The sequence below is a fragment of the Parasphingorhabdus litoris DSM 22379 genome, assembly GCF_020906275.1.
In the GTDB taxonomy this organism is placed as follows: domain Bacteria; phylum Pseudomonadota; class Alphaproteobacteria; order Sphingomonadales; family Sphingomonadaceae; genus Parasphingorhabdus; species Parasphingorhabdus litoris.
In genome coordinates this window covers 1,709,827-1,728,958 of the sequence record NZ_CP086727.1, presented here as the reverse complement: position 1 = coordinate 1,728,958, position 19,132 = coordinate 1,709,827, and the positions used below count along the sequence as shown (strand labels likewise).

The following is a 19,132-nucleotide window of genomic DNA, read 5'->3' as shown; positions in this document are numbered from 1 at the left end:
GCTCCCCAATAGTTACCCCGAGCAAGGTCATGGATAACGTCGGTACCTGCGATTTGGCGATCTCAGCGAGACACCTATCTTTGCACTCTCCCCGATCCATCACCAGCCATAAGCTTTTCAATCTCGCTGACGGTAACGCGGTTGAAATCGCCAAGGATGGAATGTTTAAGACAACTTCCTGCGACGGCAAATTCCAGTGCCTGCTGACGGTCCTCGTAACTGTTCAAGCCATAAATCAAGGCCGAGGCAAAACTGTCGCCGCCGCCAACGCGGTCGATAATATCGGTGATCTCGTAGTGGCGGGAAAGCAGAAAGTCGTTGTTCCGGTCTCGCAAGCAGGCAGACCAACCGTTGCGATCCGCGCTATGGCTTTCTCTCAAGGTAATAGCGATGGTTGACATGTCAGGATAAAGCTCCAGCACTTTCTCTGACAAAGCTTCATATTTCCTGGCGTCCAACTCCCCAGTCTCGACATCGACATCAACGCTAATGCCCAATGACTTCTGGCAATCCTCTTCATTGGCTATGCCGACATCGACATGCTTGACCAGCTCGGTCATCACTTGCGGCGCGCTCTTGCCATATTTCCAAAGCTTCCCACGAAAATTAAAGTCGCACGAAACGGTAAGGCCTGCTTCTTTGGCCTCTTTTACACATTCCAAGCTCAGATCGGCTGCAGACTGGCTGAGAGCAGGCGTAATCCCGGTGATGTGAAGCCAGCGGGCACCACCAAAGATCGCTTTCCAGTCAAAGTCACCCGGTCCGCATTCACAAATCGCGCTATGCGCCCGATCATAGATCACTTTGGAAGGACGCTGGTTTGCCCCGGACTCCAGATAATAAATCCCCACCCTGTCACCTGAGCGGCGAATCTGCGACGTATCCACACCAAAGCGGCGTAATTCACCGATTGCCGCTGAACCAATATCGTTATCAGGCAGCGCAGTTACAAAGCCTGCAGACAGGCCATAGTTGCTCAATGCCACCGCGACATTAGCTTCGCCGCCTCCAAAGCTGGCTTCGAAGGACGGTGACTGAAAAAACCGCTCATGCCCTTGCGTCTTGAGCCGCAGCATGATTTCACCAAATGATAGATAGTCTGCCACATCTGTCTCCTTGCTTAAGTGCGTATTTTTTGTGCGATCTCGACGGCTTCGCGCGCCAGGGTTGTTATGGATTCGAAATCTTCTGCAGCGATGGCGTCTTTGGGTGTCAGCCAGCTACCACCGCAGGCGACAACCGCAGGTAATGCCAGAAATTCATGTAGATTATCGGCCGAAACACCGCCTGTTGGCATGAACTGCATATCGCGAAACACCGACGACAAGGCTTTGAGCATCCGCACTCCCCCTGCCAGTTTGGCTGGAAAGAATTTAACCGTGCGCAAGCCCAGAGCATAGGCCCGCTGAACTTCTCCGGCGGTCATCGTTCCTGCAAAGATCGGAACTCCCTGATCCATACAATAGCGAGCTACATCATCAACCAGCCCCGGCGAAACCACAAACTGAGCACCACGCGAGATGACGTCAGACGCCTGGTCCACCGTCAATACGGTCCCGGCCCCCGCCACAATATCCGGAACGTCCGCTACAATAGCAGCCATGCAATCAATCGCCGCATCGGTGCGCAGAACAACCTCAACTACGTTAAGACCGCCTGCCGCCAAAGCATGTGCCGTCTTCACAGCAACCAACGGATCATCTGCCTCAATCAGCGGAACAATCGGAACGGTTCTTAGATAGTCTTCAATGATTGTCATAAAGTCCTACCTCTTTGTTAAGACCAAATTTTCACTGTCTTGAGTGTCTGGATCATGGGTCTGCTAACCCTGCGCTATTCTTTTCTCATCCACCACAAGCCCCAGACCGGGCTCATCTGGCACATTCATCCGGCCATTTACGGGTTTGAGATGATTTTCAAAATATTCCCATTGCTTGTTCAACCGCCGCAGCCCCGGATGTTCCTGTGGGCGCGTGGCAGTAGGTGCAGCAGCAATGAAATGCGCGTGTGCACTGTTCAGCAATGTGGGCCGCGCGTTGTGGACCGATATCGGTAGATCACGTACCTCTGCCATTGTTGCGATCTTCATCATTTCGGTCAGGCCGCTGGCTTTAGACGCATCTGGATTGATCAGATCCGGTTTGCCCCGTTCAATCAAATCGCGGAACATCCATTTGCTATATTCATGCTCACCTGCCGATACATGCATATCCAGTGCATCCGACACTTGCCACATGGACGCATAATGATAGGCAGCGACAGGCTCTTCAAATACACTGACGCCAAATTCTTCGGACAGCATTTTTCCGATCTGAATGGCGCGTGCAGCCCGATAACCGTTATTGGCATCAACATAGAGGTCGATATTGTCTCCTACGGCTCTGCGCACCTCGCTAATGACAGAGCGAGCAGGATCCGGATCAGGGTCAGCATTTTCCTCTCTTATGGACAAACGCACTTTCAGAGCGTTAAAACCTTCATCAACAAGCGATGCGGCAATTTCTGCACATTTTTTCGGGGAGTGGTATTTTCCGCTGCCTGCGTTGCGGCTGAATGATCCATAGAGCGGAAATTCATCCCGCAATTTACCGCCAAGCAATGCCCAGACGGGTTGATTCAAAAGCTTACCGCGCAAATCCCACAGGGCGCAGTCAATGCCAGCAATGGCTTGCGACGCGATACCGCCGGGACCAAGCTCATCCGCCTCATAATACATGGCAGACCACACACCATTAATGTCGAACACATCCTTGCCTTTGCAGAGTCTGTCGAGCACCGTATCGACCATGGTTTTCACCAAGGGCCGTCCGTTATGCCCAGCCTCCCCCCACCCGGTCGTCCCGTCATCAGCGGTAACTTTCACGAAAACACCTTTGTGCACGATATATGCATCAACTTCAGCAATTCTCGCGCGGCCCGTATTGGCAACCGCCCATGCTGGACCCGCTGCGCCCATCATACCGATTGCAGCAGCTGTGGCACCTGCCCCCAAAATCTGTCTTCGATCAAATATCATGACGCTTGTTCTCCGGTTTATTCAGGTAAATAGCTGCGGTGCGATAAGCCAACTGGCAAAGGCAATCACAACTATACCCAATATATTCAGCCATATACCAGTACGCACCATATCGATGATCGATAGCCGTCCAGATGCCATGACGATGGCATTGGGCGGAGTAGCGACCGGCATCATGAACGCGCAACTCGCCGCCAGTGTTGCTGCAAGTGTCACCATCAAGGTAATTGCCGCGTCATCAGGCGCAAAGGCACCAATGACTGGGAGCAAGGCCGCAAGGGTTGCCGTGTTGCTGCTCACCTCGGTCAGGCCTGCTACAATCGCCGCAACGCACATCAGCACGAGCAATGGGTGCAGGCTGGTTAATGCAGCGAGATACGTTCCCATGTAAGCTGCCAGCCCACTTTCTGATATTGCGGAAGCCAAAGCGAGACCCCCGCCAAACAGAAGCACAATGCCCCAGGGTAGTTGTACTGCAGCTTCCCAGGTCAATAACCGTTCACCCTTGCGACCACCCGAAGGTAGTATGAACATCGCAGCTGCGCCGCTAAGCGCAATCTGCGCATCACCAAGCCCTGATAGGCCAGGCAATTTCTGTAGATAAGGCCGCAATATCCACGCCGTGACGACACATAGGAATATGATGAAGATGCGGCGTTGCATTGGGGTTGGCACAGACATCTGGGCACCGATGTCTTCGCTGCCAATGTCTTTGGCCGACAGATCACGCAAATGCATGAAGACCAAAAGACGCCAAATCGCGATGAGCATGATTAAACCGGCTGGCACGGCAAAACCCATCCACATGACAAAGCTTACATCTCTGCCAAGCAATTGCTCTACATAGCCGAGCGCCAGCAAGTTTGTTGGCGTTCCGACTGGTGTCATCATCCCGCCAACGGAGGCGGAATAGGCGATACCGAGAAAAAGCGCCGGCGCAATTCTGGCGCCAGCGCCATTATTCTTGTCCAGAGCAGCTAATATCCCCACGCCGATACCGACCAGCATCAGCGCGGTTGCGGTATTCGAAATCCACATGGACAGTAGCGCGCAGGCGATCATGAAACCGCCGATCAACCCCGCCGGGCTGCCCGACGTGCGATTCAGTACAAACCACGCGATGCGCTTGTGCAAGTTGCTGTGCTCCAGTGCCTTGGCGAGAATGAAGCCTCCAAGCAGCAGAAAGATTATCTTGTCGGCATAGGGCGCAGCGGCATCAGCCATGCCCCGTGCGCCCGAAAGCGGCAGAATGATAAGCGGAAGCAACGAGGTAACAGCGATCGGGATGGCTTCAGTTGTCCAGTATATAGCCATAAGCACCGCCATCGCGGCAACAATCCAGCCTTCCTGGCTTAACCCGTCCGGCGGACCGATCAGCAGCATGAAGCCAGCGATAATTGGCCCGGAAAACAGACCAATTTGTCCAGCATGACCTGCCGTTGCTACTTTCTTCTTCGTCTCCGCCTGCGTGCTGCTCATAGCATGCTGCCGCACGTGACAAGCTGATGCCGCACTTTACCTATAAGATGCGGTATTGCTGACGAGAAATTGTTCTTATCAAAAAAATAGGTGACACTGCGTGCAGCGTTAGCGGATATAATGTTTATGCCGCGCATGATCAGACCATTACGACAGCAAAAAATAAAATGCGTATTGCGGTCAAACAAGTCACGCAGCAAAACTCCCTCCCATTTATCTATTTAGCCACTTATCGTATATTGGCATTACCAATTATCAAGCATTTTCTTTGCACATGGATCAGCTGTTGAACAAATTTGTAAGTTAATCCCTGAAAATACCATTTACGGAGGGTGTAGGTTATATATGACCATCATCACGCCTTGCATTCCACAATAAATCTCGAATTTTCGAGCCTTTCCTTGAACTTGGTTCCGTCCTTTGCTGCCATGCCATGAGGCGTCTGAATACTCCTTACATGTCCATTCAATCATATGTTGAATTGGTAAGTCCTATTTGACAGATGGTATTTTCTGCGCCACATTTTGTTTCACAATGCATCAAGGAGAAACTGCGAGATGCCTTTGCGAACCCAATCAAAGACTGGATCGTGAAGATGCTGGAGACATGCAATGATAGATATCGACCGTCGCACGATACTCGTTTCAGCCACCGCACTAGTTGGTTGCAATTCCCTGCCACAGGTAACAACCAATAAAGCCGATCATATTTGGCGGTCAGCCCAGATGGTTGCGGCAAATGTTCGTCAACCGACAATCCCACGGCAAGTTCAAACGATAAACACGGTAAATCTGACACAAGGTTCCGATATTCGCGGCGTAGTGGCAGATACAATCGATCAAATGGTTGTAGCGGGTGGAGGGCGTGTCATCATCCCTCCTGGCAACTGGCTCGTCAACGGTCCTATTCACCTGCAATCGGGCATTGATTTGCACGTCTCTGAAGGAGCTACACTGCGCTTTGGCACTAACCCGGCCGATTATCTCCCGGTTGTCTTGACCCGGTGGGAAGGAACCGATGTCTATAATTACTCGCCATTAATCTATGCGCGAAAAGCCAACGATGTAGCAATTACCGGGACAGGAAGAATTGATGGCCAAGGACGCAAAGGGTTCTTCCGCTGGCGGCCGGAACAAAAACCGAGTCAGAGTCGATTGCGGCAAATGGGTGCAACCGGCGTTCCAATCGAAGAGCGGATATTTGGCGAAGGCTACCTTCTGCGACCAGGTTTTGTGCAGTTTCATGAATGCGAGCGCGTTCTGGTTGACGGGCCGACTTTCGTTGATCCCACCTTTTGGATGATCCATCCGGTCTATTGCAATCATGTGACCATACGCAATGTCACGTTGCGTGGAACACAGTTAAACAGCGACGGGATCGATCCAGATAGCTGTGAGGATGTCCTCATTGAAAACTGCACCTTTGATGTCAACGACGATTGCGTTGCGATAAAATCAGGACGCGATGCCGATGGCAGACGAGTCGGACGACCCACACGAAGAGTTTTGGTGAGAAATTGTGACATGCGGACGCAAACGGCCGCAGGCGTTGGTATCGGCAGCGAAATGTCCGGAGGCGCGTCGGATATATTTGCTGAGAACCTTCGTATCTCGCGAGCCGACTACGCGCTTTACTTCAAGGCCAACAAGGATCGTGGCGGGGTGGTGGATGGTGTCTATGCGCGCAACTTAGTCGTAAGTGATTGCGACAAATTGATCCACCTCACCACCGACTATAAAAAGGAAAGTTCCGGCAACATGCCGCCTGTATTTCGTAATTTCGACATTGCAGAAATCACCTGTCGAAATGCCGGTACCGGCATAGAAATTGTCGGATTACCAGAAATGCCGGTAAAAAAAATCGCCTTATCGAACATAGCAATCACTAGCGCCACCCGCGCTGCAATCATCGAATATGCTGATGAAATACAAGCAACCAATGTCATGATTAACGGAAAAGCATGGCAACCTTAAACCAAAGCCACTTGACGAATAGATAATTTTTGGTCAGACCAATAATGTAATGTGGTTAGACAGCATAAAAATGCATCCGATCACATGACGGGGGAGACCAGATGATGGCCTTAGCCACTAACTCCCATCGAACGTGATTGTGTTGAGTGAGGAGAGGTTATCATGAAAAAAACAGGTTTCGATTCGTGGCAGAATGTTTTCAGCAAAACGCTTTTAACTGGTACGGCAATTGCCCTTGCAGCCCCGGCTTATGCGCAACAGAGCAACAATGACGACCAGTCCACAGAAAGCACTGCATCGGAAATTGTCGTTACTGGCTATCGCGCACAACTACTGGAAGCCGCCGAGATTGAGCGTAGTGCAAACAACGTCGTATCCGTTATTACCGCCGATGATATCGGCTCGTTCCCCGACCAGAATATCGGCGAGTCGCTCCAGCGACTCCCTGGCCTTATTGTTATAAGAGATGAAGGCGAAGGCCGTTTCATTACGGTTCGCGGCCTTCCCTCCGACTTCACACAGGTAACCGTAAACAATGCGCAGATAGGGTCATCCGATCCCGACGGTGCACGTACGGTCGCGCTTGATGTCATTCCCTCAGATCTTCTAAGCAAAGTTACGGTCAACAAAACTCTTTTGCCGGATCAGGATCACGATAGCCTGGGTGCCAAGATCGACCTGGAACCGCTTTCTGCCTTTTCCCGCCCCGACAGCTTTACGGCTCGCTTGACTGGGCAAGTCACAATTGGCGAGTTTGCAAGCGAAATTGATCCGAAGATCGCAGGAGATATCACCTATCGTACGGATATCGGTGCTGGCGAATTCGGGATTGCATTTGCAGGCAATTACTTCGAACGATCCATTCAACTCGACCGTCTAGAAAGCAGTTCCGGCGGCGGGATTGCGGAAAGAGATGGATTTGCCGTCCCGCAGGAACTTGATCAGCGACTCGAACTTGGAAAACGTGAGCGTTTCGGAGCCAGTGTTTCACTCGACTATCGAATTGGCACGGACCATGTTTTCAATCTCAGTGGCCTTTTCGGCCGCTTGGACGATGATGACATTCGCATTCAGCAGGAGGTCGAACTGCGCGACTCCAGCAACAGTGAAACCATCTCCATCGGTGCCAATTCTGGTCGCTTCACCGATGTTGATCTCGAACGCCTGGTGTTTTTCCAACCGCGTGTTGAAGAGACCTATGCCATCCATTTCGATGGTTCGAATTTGATCAGTGACAATTTCCGACTCAGCTATGCGGTGGATTATTCTAAAAACAAATTTACTTTGAATGACGGTCTGCGGGGCCGATTTCGCGAACGCGACCTGATAGTGGATGCCAATTGGGATCGGAACAGTGCCGATTTCACTATTGCGGGTAAAGGAGATAATGACAGACCAGATGATCTGGACTTCGATTTTCGGCCGGGTCTTGATGATTTGAATTATGATCAGATCTTTATCATCGATGAAAGCCGGACGGATGAGATATTCTCATATAATGCCGATCTGGAGGCCTATCTTAACCTTGGTGATTATGATGTCACCTTAAAAGGCGGTTTCAAACATCGCATGCGCGATCGCGAATTTCTGAGGGGCGAGCGCGAAGGTGATCCAGATGATGCCACGGGTATTGGCGATCTTACTCTGGCGGACGTTCCGTCCTTCGTTCCTGACAGCGCGCTGAGCAGTAGCGGCGGACTACCAGACAATGGAGCTTTTCCGCAGCTTGAACCGTTCCGTGACCTCCTGCTCAGGACGCGCGATGCGCTAGATCTCGAAGCCGGCGACCGGCGTCGCGATTTCACGGCGGATGAAGACACGCTGGCGGGATACTTGATGGCAGATGTCAAGTTCAGTGAAGAATTCAGTATAATCGGCGGTGTGCGGGTTGAGCATACCAAATATGATACTGTCGGCGACATCCTTCGAACTGTGAACGTAGCGGAAGGTGATGACGATATATTTGCTGACCAATTCGAAAATGAAGAAAGCTTCGACAATGAATATACCAAATGGTTTCCGGCGCTACATTTTCGTTGGGAGCCAAACGATCAAATTGTAACTCGTCTATCGCTATACAAAAGCCAAGTCCGGCCGAACTTTGGCGATGCACGGGCGCTTCAGGAAGCGAGTTTCGAACTGGAAATTCCCGATCCAGGCGGCGATCCAGGCAGGCAAATCATTACTTACGATATCGATGGTGTACCAACAGAAGTGGAGGTGGAAAGCGCAGAACTGGAACGTGGAAACCCGTTTCTGAGATCCCTTACCGCCAATCAAGTCGATGTGACGTTTGGCTGGTATCCTAATGACAACACCAGCATCAGATTGGCAGCATTCTACAAGGATCTAACGAACACATTTATTGGAACAAGCGCAGGAACAGCAGAGTCCATCGCGGCTCTTGGTTTCGATCCGATTGATCAGGTCACCGGTATTGCGCTCACCGAAGCCAGCACCGTTATTAACGGCTCTTCCGGTGAGCTTTATGGTGTTGAGATATCGGCAGAGCATTTCTTCAGCGGAGCAGAAGGGTTTTTTGTAACCGGCAACCTGACGCTCATTGAAGCAAGCACAAGCTCGGACCAGATCCGCGATGGTGAGAAATTCGCGTTACCTCGGCAATCGGACATTAGTGGCAACGCCTCAATCGGCTATGAGGATGAGAAATTCCTGGTGCGGCTGTCCGGCAATTATCGCAGCAAACAGCTGGTGTCTGTCGACGGCGATGATGCCTTTGCAGATGTCTTCACACGCGATTTTCTGACGCTCGATCTTTCTCTGCGCATGAACGTGATGGACAGGTTTCGTATATTCTTTGACGCAAGCAACCTGACCGGTGAGGTGGAGGAACGCTTCTATCGCGGCAATGATGGGCCAGTTTTTAACCGGATCGAAGATTTTGGCCGAACCTTTCAGTTTGGTGTCACGGCCAGCTTCTAGAGTTCTCCCAAGGTCTGCCCCCCAATGCAGATCCGCCTTTGAAGGCCGCCGAAGCAATCCGGTGGCCTTCTTTTTTTAAAAGCAGCCAGCTTCCAAAGTTCAATCCTGCATGATGGGTTGCTTAGGCCCAATGACATCAACATTCCCGACCGCTGTCACATCGTTCATAAAACTTGGCTGGCGCTTTGTTCCCTTAGCGCCAGGATTCACGGAAACATTGTCGAGCACTAGTCCCTGGATATGGGCAAACGCAAAATGAGCCGATTGCCGAGAATAGTCCGCGCTGTCCTCTTGCGCTGCGATCGTCACTGATCCTCTCGGTTTTCTCCCGGTCGACAGGTCGATTTCTCCGTTTGGTAGATTTACATTGATGTCCGATAGTACAAGATCGCGAATAGGCGCATTGGCATTGCCCGCAAGCAACGATGCTCCGGTGGTCTTGATGTCGATATCGCTGAAAGTCAGCCGTTCAACACGGCCCCATGAATCATCCGGTTCACGCCGATCGATATCAATGAAGATCGGATATTGGCGCGCATGGCGGCCACCTGTTTCGATAAGCATATTGTGGAACCGGTTGTCGAGATGCGCGCCGCCATCAATCTGGAAAATAGCAATGCCATAACGACTATTGCGAATAACAATGTCGGAGAAGATCGAGTTGGTCACACCGACCTCCGAACGGGTACCAAACTTGATTGCCGCATCATCACTTTCAATGATCGAGTCAGTCACGACCAGATTATCTATCGGAGCAAGTCGCGATTTCAGTACAATACCGTCATCTCCTGTTTTGATATCTGCGCGCGTGATGAAAATATCGGCGGAGTCCCGGATTTGGATACCATCCGTATTGGGGCTGCGAGGATCGTTGCGAATGGTGATGTCAACCAGGCGCACATCCTCGCAGCGATTAATTGACAATGCGTAGGCCGGTATATTGTTAAACTGCAGGCCGGATATTGACACATTGGAACAATCGGAAATGGACAGCAACGGCGCCGGGCGTGGCAACGTGGATCGGGGAATGCCCAGTTCATAGAAATTGGCATCCCAGAACTTCTCGCCATTGCCCTCGATCCGTCCCGGACCGCTAATCACCAGATCACGGGCATCAGGGGCATGAATCGCCGTATGGAAATCTTCAACTGTTCCGTCAGGCCTTTTGACGATCCGTTCGGGATAGAGTTTCATATCTGGAACGAGTGTGAGCACCGCACCAGCTGCAAGATGAAATTCCATCGCCGGTCGCAGGGTAAGCAGGCCAGTATGCCACTCGCCTGCGCTCAGCCGAACGATGCCCCCCGTGCCGCCGCACGCATCAATCGCCGCCTGAATCGCCACCATATCCAGCTTGCCATCATTCGGTACAGCACCGTGCGTTTCAGGGTTGCAAGCATTATCGCTGTCTTTTGCCACAGCTGGCATCGAGATGGGAACAGCACAGCTCAATAAGAACGCCGCTTTGGTTGCGGTAATCAGGTGTTGATGGGTCATCTTCATCATCCTCCTTGGCCAGCGGCGCGGCGCTCCACCAGTTCGCGCGAGATCTGCGCATGCATGGTGCGGTCGAGCCGGTAATTCCACATGATCAGTGCCGACAGCAAAATGCCCAATAACGGCACCAGCGTCATAATCGACTTAATCCCTTCGATAGCGTCGGCAGACTGAACCTCACTGCCGCTTTGATAACCGACCCAGGACAAGAGCAACCCCAGGACAATCCCATTCAGTCCCAGAGCCGCCTGTTTAGAGAAGCTGGCAATGCCGAAAACCTTCGCATCATGGCGCTGACCGGTGGTCCATTCGGAATATTCGACCGTGTCAGGGATCATCGCCCATACCAATACGACATAGGCCGCATTGGCCGCAGAGACGATACCGAGCATTACCGCTGCCACCGCCGGATCCCGGCTCTCCGACAGGAAGAACGCGAGATAGCCGAGTATGCTAATTACATTTGCGGTAAGCCATGCCTGGCGCTTGGACCAACGCTGTGCGGCCCAGGCCCAGATCGGACAGAACAGCATGTTGATAAACAGCGCGAAGGGCAAAAGATAGGATCGTAGTTCAGGCGCTTCGAGATAATGGTTGATATAATATGTGAGGCACTTGTTGGTCATCGTGAAAGCAAGCGAGGATACGATCATACAGCCAAATACGCGCAGCAACGGGGTGTTGGTTCGCGCTATCCGTGCAACCGAAACCAGATCTTCCCACACCGCGCCCCAATAGAATCCCTCGGGATTGGCATCTTCCAGCTGCTCCGGCTCACTCGTGGAGAGGAAACATATCCAAAAGATCGGCAGGGATAGAATCCCGCAAATGCCAGCTGCGATAATATAGGGAATATTTCCATTGCCGCCGAATTCCCCTTGCAGGGCATCAACGATGGTAGGCAACAGGAATGTTACCGTAATCCCGCCTAACATCGCGAACGCAATACGAATGCCAGCAAGCTGACTGCGCGTATCACTGTCATCGGTAATGCGTGCCGAGAGCGTCGAATATGGGATATTAACCAGAGAATAGACCGTTCTCAGAGCCATTTGCGACAACAGAGCATAAGCGAACAAACCGCCCTGCCCGGCATCAATACCGATAAAACAGGCCATGAAAACGACTACCAACAGCGGGCTGACAAAAATCAGATAAGGCCGATAGCTGCCATATTTCGACCGGGTGCGGTCGGCCACCGCACCAATTACACTGTCCGCAAAGCCGTCGAACAAGCTGGCCGCCAAAAATACCGTGCCCGCCAGAATCGGATCGAGGCCCAGCACATCCGTGTAGAACGGCATCAGAAGCAGATTAAGGGCCTGCCAATAGATGTTAAAGCCGAAATCTCCGATACCCCAGCCAAGTTTTTGACCGAACCGTAATTTGCCTGCACTCAAGTCCCCGCTCCCCATAATTTTTTGAGAGTGAAGGCAGACCGTTTCGGATCGCGTTCACGTGTAAAGACGCCTTTTCGATTCATCACCGCCCGCCGCCCGTGTTGTGCGGTGCGAAAATCGGCGAAGTTCCAAACATGCCCGCCAATGCAATTCTGATGTTCGGCAATGATCTGCCAGTAGAGCGCGATCAAATCGGACTGATATTCCTCGGTCCACATCTGATCGATGGTCGCATGCATTCCGGCAACGGCATCTGCACCAAATTCGGAAATGAAGATCGGTTTCTCATGTGCCTTTGCCAGATCGTCCAGCGTTTCAGTCAGCGCAGAACTGGCGCGGTCAAGCTGGCCGGGCTCCGAATACCAGCCATGATAACGGTTGATGGTCAGGAAGTCACAATAGTCGAACGCCGGATCGGCATTTCCCGCATATTGCACGTTGGCAACCGTCATCGGACGGGAGGAATCGAGCTGCCGCGCATAGTCGAAAAGGTCTCGCCAATAAGGCCCGGATCGTGCGCCATATTCCGGCTCGGCCAAATAGCCCGGTTCATTGGACAGCGACCATGCAACGACGCTGGCATGATGCCGGTCGCGTGCGAATTGCGCTTCAAGCGCACTGCGATGGGCGTTCTGATCCTCATCCGATATTTTGCGGAAGTCGAGATTGACGGAGAAGCATTCCGAGATAACGAGAATGCCGCGCTCATCCGCCATATCGAGAAACGCCTCGTCATAGGGATAGTGCGATGTCCGCACCGAATTCGCTCCGATCCAGTCAAGCAAACCGAAATCTTTCACCAACATCGGCAAATTTACACCGCGCCCATGAACAGGCGTGTCTTCATGCTTGCCAAAGCCCTTAAGTATGATGGGCTGGTCGTTGAGCAGCAACTGCAATCCTTCAACCCGTAACGTACGGAAACCAATGCGGCGTTCGATCCGGTCGAGCACCTGCCCGGTCTCGCCAAGCAGCTCGATGGAGCAATCATAAAGCACCGGATTATCGGGTGACCACGGCTGTACATAGGGCGTGAAGCGCGCTTGAATGCCCGCTTCGAAAGGCTGGTCGAGCCGTTCGCCGTCGATCAGGAGCCGTAGCTTGCCGCTACCGCCCTTCGTTTCGGTGCTAACTCCAAGGCTCGACTTGCCGCCCGACCAACCGGTGTCGATAGTCACATTCTCAATCCGCAATTTCGGCAAAAGACACAAGTGAACCGACCGGTTCAGGCCACCAAAGGGAAAGAAATCGAACCGTACGGCTGGCCAATACTCATCACGAGCACGCCCCTCCGCAACGTAGTCCTCACTGCGGACCTCCTGCATTGGACCATGTTTTGGTAGTCGCGCGGTGACTTTGACAACAAGTGTGATTATCTTTCCTGGTCGCGCCACTGCCCCAATATCAACTGCAAAAGGCAGCATCAGCGGTCCACTCTTTCCGACGCGCTGTCCGTTGCAAAAAATCTCTGCCCGGTAATCTGCGCTACCGAAATGCAGCATGATATCTGCTCCGGCCGCTCGCTCCGGAATACGGACCTGACGCTGATACCACATCGGCCCTTCGAAATTCATCAAACCCGCTTCGGCCAGTTGTTCGTTCCAACTGCCTGGAACAGCAATGGGGTGGCTGTCAGGGTCAGTAACTGACCAACCCTTAGCCCAACCGTTGCTATGCCCCAAACCATCTTTATCTGCGCGGCAATACCAGATACCATCAAGAGAAATGGCCTCGCGGAAGCCGTTGGTTTCTGGACGCATATTCATGACATCCATTCACTGGTGATATAGTTATTGAACACCATCCGCCCTACCAGTTCCACATTGTACCGTCGCGAAGGCGAGCAATTGGCAGTTGTCTGGGCTGGTAGGGGTATTTTGCGGCTAGTTTTTCATCGATATCCACGCCAATGCCGGGTGTTTCTCCTGGATGTAGATAGCCGTCCTCAAAATTGTAACTGTGCGGAAAAACAGCATCGGTTTCTTCGCTATGCCGCATATATTCTTGAATACCGAAATTGGGTACCCACAAGTCGAAATGCAGCGCAGCCCCCATGCTTGCGGGCGATAAATCAGTTGCTCCGTGACAGCCTGTTCGTACCTGATAAAGCGCGGCCAGTCCCGCAATCTGCCGCATATGTGTGATCCCGCCGGCATGGACGACAGTGGCACGGATATAATCAATCAACTGGTTCTGAATCAGCTCGCGGCAATCATGAATCGAATTAAAAATCTCTCCTACTGCCAACGGCGTGACAGTATGCTGGCGAACAAGCTGAAAAGCCTCCTGATTCTCCGCAGAAGTACAATCCTCCATCCAGAAAAGACGGTAGGGTTCCAATGATTTACCTAGTCGTCCCGCCTCAATCGGGGACAGCCGATGATGGACATCATGCAGCAGTTCGATTTCATCCCCATGTTCATTACGAATCGCTTCAAACAATTTCGGCGCAAAGGTCACATAAGATGATGTATCCCACAGCGTCTCGGTCGGCAGGATTGCATCGGCTGGCTCATAGTACATGTCACCGCGCCCTACCCCATAAGCTCCCTTAACCCCTGGAATTCCGGATTGCGCGCGAATGGCGCGATAACCCATATCCTTATAGCGACCGACTTGATCTACAGTTTCAGCAATGTCCGCACCATTGGCATGACCATAGACCAGCACACCATTGCGAGAGGCACCGCCCAGCAATTGATATAGCGGCATACCTGCGGCCTTCGCCTTGATATCCCACAAGGCTGTATCAACCGCTGCGATCGCCGTCATCGTTATGGGCCCCCGCCGCCAGTAAGCACCGCGATATAATGCCTGCCAGATATCCTCTATACGACTGGCATCACGGCCGATAAGCAACGGCACAACATGGTCCTCAAGATAAGCAACGACAGCTTTTTCGCGGCCGTTCAGTGTTGCATCACCTATCCCATATACGCCCTGATCGGTTTCGATTTTCAGAGTGACGAAGTTCCGACCAGGCGAGCATATAATCACCTTGGCGTTACGAATAATCATCTTGCCCTCCCTCCTTCTATCTATAATGTTCTGGTTCGCTTGACATTCCGCATTTGGTCTGTCAACTTTTCAATTCTGGTAAGGCCAATTTTTTAGCCATTAGGAAAACACAATGAATGAGCGTCCCACCAAACCTCCGCGTCGGCTTTATGAAACCGTCACAAAAGAAATTGCCCGCCAAATATTGGGAGGTCAGTATGAGATCGGCGACCGCCTCCCGGCAGAACGTGTGTTGGCTGAACAGTTCAACGTCAGCCGCCCGACCATTCGTGAAGCTATGATCGCACTTGAGGTCGACGGGCTGGTCGAAGTCTGCACGGGTTCAGGCGTCTATGTCCGGGCGCTACAACGCCGCGGCAAGGCCGCACCGATGGATATTGGCCCGTTCGAACTGCTTGAAACGCGGGCGCTGGTCGAAGGCGAAGCATGTGCGCTTGCCGCGACGCACATCAAACCTGATCAAATTGAAGAATTGGAACAATTGCTCGGCGAAATGGAAGCAGAGAACACCCGTGGCGACGTCGTCATGTCAGAAGATGCTGACCATCGCTTTCATATGGCTATCGCCGAAGCCACGCAAAATAGTGGTATGGTCCATGTTGTGGGATCCCTGTGGGAAGCACGGCATAGATCGCTTCAGACGATCAAATTTCTGGAAAAGGCTCGTGTCGAGGGCGTCAAACCGAGAATTGACGAGCATCGCGCTATTGTTGATGCTCTGAAAACCGGTGATGCCAATGCTGCACGTGCCGCGATGCGCACACATCTTCACGGCGTAGCTGATATGCTGTTTGCTGCAACCGAAGCTGAAGCAGTTGAAAAAGCGCGTGTCGAAGCTGCCGAAAACCGTAAAAAATACCGTGTGATAGGAATGGAATGACGAAACCGCTTCGCCTCAATCCGGACCGGCTATTTCCCGCCGACAACGACACACGGCAAATCGCTAGAGAACTGTACGCGAATATACGCGATTTGCCGATCCTGAGCCCACACGGCCATACTGATCCGAGCTGGTTCGCCGAGAACGAAGCCTTTTCCAACCCTGCTGCATTGCTGATCCAGCCTGACCACTACGTCTACCGGATGCTTTACAGTCAAGGAATCGCTCTAGAAGATCTAGGCCTCAAACCCGCACCGGGCAGCAGCGATCGACCAGTGGAAGAAGATCCAAGAAAGATATGGCATATCTTCGCGGAGAATTACCATCTGTTCGCAGGCACGCCGACACGTATGTGGCATGACCATGTATATTCAGAAATTTTTGAACTCGATGTAGAGCTAACGGCGGAAACTGCTGATCTTTACTACGATCAGATCGCCGAATGTCTTTCGCGTGACGAGTTTCGGCCGCGCGCCCTGTTCGATCGCTTTGGTATCGAAACAATAGCTACGACGGAGGACCCGCTTGATCCGCTTGATCATCATCGACAGTTGAAAGCCGATGGCTGGGGCAAAAAAGTCATTACCGCATTTCGCCCCGACAATGTCTGCGATCCCGAATATGAAGGCTTTGCGGATAATATTGCTGCTCTCGGCAAATTGACTGGCGAGGATGTCACAGTTTGGAGCGGTTATCTAAACGCGCTTAGGAATCGCCGGGCCTTCTTTGCCGAGCATGGCGCCACAAGCACTGATCATGGTCATCCAACTGCATTCACGAGCAATCTTTCCCAGGACGATACGGCCACTCTGTTCGAACGCGTGCGACATGGCAAGGCCAACGCCCAGGATTCAGAGCTATTTCGTGGTCAAATGCTCACCGAAATGGCCAAAATGAGCCAGGCCGACGGTCTGACCATGCAAATTCACCCAGGGTCATTTCGCAACCACAATGCAACGCTGTTTAAACAATATGGCCGGGACTGCGGAGCGGATATCCCCATGGAGACTGGCTACGTCCGCCAATTACAACCGTTGCTGGATGCGGTTGGTAACGATCCCGATCTGACCATCATTCTCTTTACGCTAGACGAAACAAGCTATTCACGCGAACTGGCACCGCTTGCAGGACATTATCCTGCGCTCAAGCTGGGGCCATCTTGGTGGTTCCATGATAGCCCAGAGGGCATGCGCCGTTTCCGTGAGCAAGTAACCGAAACCGCAGGCTTTTACAACACGGTCGGTTTCAACGATGACACCCGGGCTTTCCTCAGTATTCCTGCCCGGCACGATGTCGCGCGGCGGATGGATTGCGGTTTCCTGGCGCGGCTTGTGGCAGAACATCGAATGGATAGGGACGAAGCGCATCAAATCGCTGCCGACCTTACTTATAACCTCGCAAAGAAAGCCTATCGGCTCTGATGACTAGCTTTCCGCTTTCCCGGCGCGCTCTTTTGACTGGAGCCGCAGGCTTGGGCGCTGCGGCGCTAGCGGGCTGCGACCGCACCGCTGCCATGCTTGGTGAAGGCGGTGTCTTGCGCGCGGCAGATACGCACCCTGACGGTTATCCGACCGTTGAAGCGGTCCGATCGATCGCGGCCAGGCTGAAAGAACAGACTGATGGGCGGCTTAACGTAAGGCTTTATACAGGCGGACAGCTTGGTGAAGAAAAGGACACCCTGGAACTGGCAATATTCGGCGGGTTGGACTTCAATCGTGTCAATCTCGCGCCGCTCAACTCCATAGCGCCAGAAACACTTGTCCCGGCGCTGCCTTTCCTATTCCGCGACGAAAGCCACATGCGCGCCGCCATGGACGGGACGCCCGGACACACCATTTTGGAAGCCCTGCGTCCGCATGGATTGATCGGCCTGTGCTTTTACGACAGCGGCGCGCGATCTTTCTATACCTCAAGCCGGGAGATCACCAAACCAGCGGATCTGAAAGGGCTCAAGATTCGCGTCCAGAACAGTGATCTGTATGTCGCAATGATTGAGGCGCTTGGCGGCGATGCAACGCCAATGGCTTATGGTGAGGTCTATCAAGGTCTCATGCAAGGTGTTGTAGATGGAGCGGAAAATAACTGGCCATCCTATGAAAGCAGCCGTCATTTCGAAGCCGCTGGCACTTATAGTCTGACCCGGCATGTTATGGCGCCTGAAGTTTTGCTGGTGTCCGGACGGAGTTGGGCCAAGCTGTCTGAAGACGATCGCACACTCATACGGCAAAGCGCCAAGGAGAGCGTACCGCTGATGCGCACCCTGTGGGACCAGCGGACAAACGATGCCAAAACGCGGCTGGCTGAGGCGGGTGTGACAGTAATCGAACCGGACTTCCGTGCTTTTTCCGAAAAAGTGCAACCTGTATGGGACAAATTCCTGGCGACACCACATTTGCGCAAGCTCGCCGAAGACATGGTGGCGATCAGTGGCTGAGTTTCTCGCTAACTTGTCGCGCAAAACCAGTATTGCCGCCCTTTATGCCTCAGCGATCGGCCTTGTGGGCATGACTATAATTATCGGATGGCAAGTCTTTGCCCGATATATTCTCAATTCATCCCCCGCATGGACAGAGCAGGCAGCGCTGTTCCTTATGCTTTGGTTCATTCTGTTCGCCGCTGCTGCCGGCGTCAGGGAAGGCTTTCACATAAGACTTTCATTGTTGCAGGAATCGCTAACTGAAACAGCCGGACGGCGGTTGCTCTATATCAGCCATATGGTTGTTCTTCTGTTCGGGGTCGCTATGACCAAGGGCGGCGTCGATCTAGCGGTGAACACGTGGCAACACGAAATCCCCACGCTCGGCCTCCCGCGCGGCACAGCCTATCTACCAATCATCGGAGCCGGTGCTTTGATTGCCACCTTCGCACTGGAGCATATAGTTGCTCTGCGCCGCAATCGCACGGTTGAACCGATATGGCGCTAGGC

14 protein-coding genes are annotated in these 19,132 nt (G+C 52.6%); 6 read left to right on the top strand and 8 right to left on the bottom strand.

Going from position 1 to position 19,132, the window contains the following annotated elements:
* Positions 1-74: 74 nt before the first annotated feature.
* The 4 genes from BS29_RS08370 to BS29_RS08355 all read right to left on the bottom strand — a co-directional run bounded on the left by BS29_RS08370 (position 75) and on the right by BS29_RS08355 (position 4,495).
* Positions 75-1,106 carry a sugar kinase gene (locus tag BS29_RS08370; RefSeq protein WP_229956729.1) on the bottom strand — a complete coding sequence of 344 codons (1,032 nt, stop codon included), beginning with the start codon at positions 1,104-1,106 and terminating at the stop codon, positions 75-77.
* A gap of 14 nt (positions 1,107-1,120) precedes the next feature.
* On the bottom strand, positions 1,121-1,759 hold the full coding sequence (eda, locus tag BS29_RS08365; RefSeq protein WP_229956728.1) for a bifunctional 4-hydroxy-2-oxoglutarate aldolase/2-dehydro-3-deoxy-phosphogluconate aldolase: 639 nt from the start codon (positions 1,757-1,759) through the stop codon (positions 1,121-1,123).
* A 63-nt stretch (positions 1,760-1,822) separates the two neighbouring features.
* Complete coding sequence (locus BS29_RS08360) at positions 1,823-3,016, bottom strand: mandelate racemase/muconate lactonizing enzyme family protein (RefSeq protein ID WP_229956727.1); 1,194 nt, start codon at positions 3,014-3,016, stop codon at positions 1,823-1,825.
* A 21-nt stretch (positions 3,017-3,037) separates the two neighbouring features.
* Complete coding sequence (locus tag BS29_RS08355) at positions 3,038-4,495, bottom strand: SLC13 family permease (protein ID WP_229956726.1); 1,458 nt, start codon at positions 4,493-4,495, stop codon at positions 3,038-3,040.
* A gap of 611 nt (positions 4,496-5,106) precedes the next feature.
* Here BS29_RS08355 and BS29_RS08350 point away from each other — a divergent pair.
* Together BS29_RS08350 and BS29_RS08345 are read left to right on the top strand one after the other, a co-directional pair.
* Complete coding sequence (locus BS29_RS08350) at positions 5,107-6,468, top strand: glycoside hydrolase family 28 protein (RefSeq protein ID WP_229956725.1); 1,362 nt, start codon at positions 5,107-5,109, stop codon at positions 6,466-6,468.
* A gap of 162 nt (positions 6,469-6,630) precedes the next feature.
* Positions 6,631-9,411, top strand: coding sequence for a TonB-dependent receptor (locus BS29_RS08345; RefSeq protein ID WP_229956724.1), 2,781 nt, complete (start codon positions 6,631-6,633; stop codon positions 9,409-9,411).
* 99 nt (positions 9,412-9,510) lie between these two features.
* On the opposite strand, the gene BS29_RS08340 is transcribed toward BS29_RS08345, so the two are convergent.
* The 4 genes from BS29_RS08340 to manD are packed head-to-tail and all read right to left on the bottom strand — an operon-like array spanning position 9,511 to position 15,326.
* Positions 9,511-10,908, bottom strand: a complete 1,398-nt coding sequence (locus tag BS29_RS08340; RefSeq protein WP_229956723.1) for a glycoside hydrolase family 28 protein — start codon at positions 10,906-10,908, stop codon at positions 9,511-9,513.
* 5 nt (positions 10,909-10,913) lie between these two features.
* Positions 10,914-12,308, bottom strand: coding sequence for an MFS transporter (locus BS29_RS08335; protein ID WP_229956722.1), 1,395 nt, complete (start codon positions 12,306-12,308; stop codon positions 10,914-10,916).
* On the bottom strand, positions 12,305-14,068 hold the full coding sequence (locus tag BS29_RS08330; RefSeq protein ID WP_229956721.1) for a glycoside hydrolase family 2 TIM barrel-domain containing protein: 1,764 nt from the start codon (positions 14,066-14,068) through the stop codon (positions 12,305-12,307). Before BS29_RS08330 ends, BS29_RS08335 begins: the two co-directional genes overlap by 4 nt.
* Positions 14,069-14,117: 49 nt before the next feature.
* On the bottom strand, positions 14,118-15,326 hold the full coding sequence (manD, locus tag BS29_RS08325; protein WP_229956720.1) for a D-mannonate dehydratase ManD: 1,209 nt from the start codon (positions 15,324-15,326) through the stop codon (positions 14,118-14,120).
* Positions 15,327-15,438: 112 nt separating this feature from the next.
* Between manD and BS29_RS08320 the strand changes: the two genes are divergently transcribed.
* The 4 genes from BS29_RS08320 to BS29_RS08305 are packed head-to-tail and all read left to right on the top strand — an operon-like array spanning position 15,439 to position 19,130.
* Positions 15,439-16,206: a FadR/GntR family transcriptional regulator gene (locus tag BS29_RS08320; RefSeq protein ID WP_229956719.1), complete on the top strand. Its 768-nt coding sequence runs from the start codon at positions 15,439-15,441 to the stop codon at positions 16,204-16,206.
* Positions 16,203-17,627, top strand: a complete 1,425-nt coding sequence (gene uxaC / locus BS29_RS08315) for a glucuronate isomerase (protein WP_229956718.1) — start codon at positions 16,203-16,205, stop codon at positions 17,625-17,627. The genes BS29_RS08320 and uxaC overlap by 4 nt, the downstream gene beginning before the upstream one ends.
* Positions 17,627-18,640, top strand: coding sequence for a TRAP transporter substrate-binding protein (locus tag BS29_RS08310; protein ID WP_229956717.1), 1,014 nt, complete (start codon positions 17,627-17,629; stop codon positions 18,638-18,640). Before uxaC ends, BS29_RS08310 begins: the two co-directional genes overlap by 1 nt.
* A complete protein-coding gene (locus BS29_RS08305; RefSeq protein ID WP_229956716.1) occupies positions 18,633-19,130 on the top strand; it encodes a TRAP transporter small permease in 498 nt (165 codons plus the stop codon). Before BS29_RS08310 ends, BS29_RS08305 begins: the two co-directional genes overlap by 8 nt.
* Positions 19,131-19,132: the final 2 nt, after the last annotated feature.

What these genes read in the sequence shown, in the direction of transcription:
- BS29_RS08360 (WP_229956727.1), bottom strand. Translation starts at nt 3,016, where the DNA reads ATGATATTTGATCGAAGACAGATTTTGGGGGCAGGTGCCACAGCTGCT.
- BS29_RS08350 (WP_229956725.1), top strand. Translation starts at nt 5,107, where the DNA reads ATGATAGATATCGACCGTCGCACGATACTCGTTTCAGCCACCGCACTA.
- BS29_RS08355 (WP_229956726.1), bottom strand. Translation starts at nt 4,495, where the DNA reads ATGAGCAGCACGCAGGCGGAGACGAAGAAGAAAGTAGCAACGGCAGGT.
- BS29_RS08340 (WP_229956723.1), bottom strand. Translation starts at nt 10,908, where the DNA reads ATGACCCATCAACACCTGATTACCGCAACCAAAGCGGCGTTCTTATTG.
- BS29_RS08330 (WP_229956721.1), bottom strand. Translation starts at nt 14,068, where the DNA reads ATGCGTCCAGAAACCAACGGCTTCCGCGAGGCCATTTCTCTTGATGGT.
- BS29_RS08310 (WP_229956717.1), top strand. Translation starts at nt 17,627, where the DNA reads ATGACTAGCTTTCCGCTTTCCCGGCGCGCTCTTTTGACTGGAGCCGCA.
- manD (WP_229956720.1), bottom strand. Translation starts at nt 15,326, where the DNA reads ATGATTATTCGTAACGCCAAGGTGATTATATGCTCGCCTGGTCGGAAC.
- BS29_RS08320 (WP_229956719.1), top strand. Translation starts at nt 15,439, where the DNA reads ATGAATGAGCGTCCCACCAAACCTCCGCGTCGGCTTTATGAAACCGTC.
- eda (WP_229956728.1), bottom strand. Translation starts at nt 1,759, where the DNA reads ATGACAATCATTGAAGACTATCTAAGAACCGTTCCGATTGTTCCGCTG.
- uxaC (WP_229956718.1), top strand. Translation starts at nt 16,203, where the DNA reads ATGACGAAACCGCTTCGCCTCAATCCGGACCGGCTATTTCCCGCCGAC.
- BS29_RS08345 (WP_229956724.1), top strand. Translation starts at nt 6,631, where the DNA reads ATGAAAAAAACAGGTTTCGATTCGTGGCAGAATGTTTTCAGCAAAACG.